This window comes from Streptosporangium vulgare (assembly GCF_042428775.1).
In the GTDB taxonomy this organism is placed as follows: domain Bacteria; phylum Actinomycetota; class Actinomycetes; order Streptosporangiales; family Streptosporangiaceae; genus Streptosporangium; species Streptosporangium vulgare.
Map to the genome: position 1 here is coordinate 1 of NZ_JBHMBS010000206.1, position 503 is coordinate 503.

The 503-nt window shown below is 73.6% G+C and carries 1 protein-coding gene; it reads left to right on the forward strand.

From position 1 onward, the window contains the following. On the forward strand, positions 1-503 hold a 503-nt coding region (locus ACFFRH_RS44720; RefSeq protein WP_386164244.1), incomplete at both ends, for an AMP-binding protein.

The window sequence follows — 503 nt, forward strand, 5'->3', positions numbered from 1 at the left end:
GGTGCGACGGAGGCGGCGATCTGGTCGAACGTGTGGGAGGTGGCGCACGTTCCGGCGCACTGGACGTCGGTGCCCTACGGGTTCCCGTTGCGCAACCAGAGGTTCCGGGTGGTCGACGGCCGGGGTCGTGACTGCCCGGACTGGGTGGCCGGGGAGCTGTGGATCGGCGGCGCCGGGGTCGCGCTGGGCTATCGGGGGGATGCGGCGACGACGGCGGCGAAGTTCGTGCACTACGCCGGGCAGCGCTGGTACCGCACCGGCGACCTGGGCCGCTACTGGGCCGACGGCACCCTGGAGTTCCTGGGCCGCGCGGATCATCAGGTGAAGATCCGTGGTCACCGGTTGGAGCTGGGCGAGGTCGAAGCCGCCCTGGAGGCGTGTCCGTCGGTGACCCGCGCGGTCGCGGTCGCGGTGGGTGAGCGCCGTCAGCGCCGCCTGGCCGCGTTCGTCACCCCCGCCACCGCCGACCCCGACCAGATCCGCGCCTTCCTCGCCGACCGGCT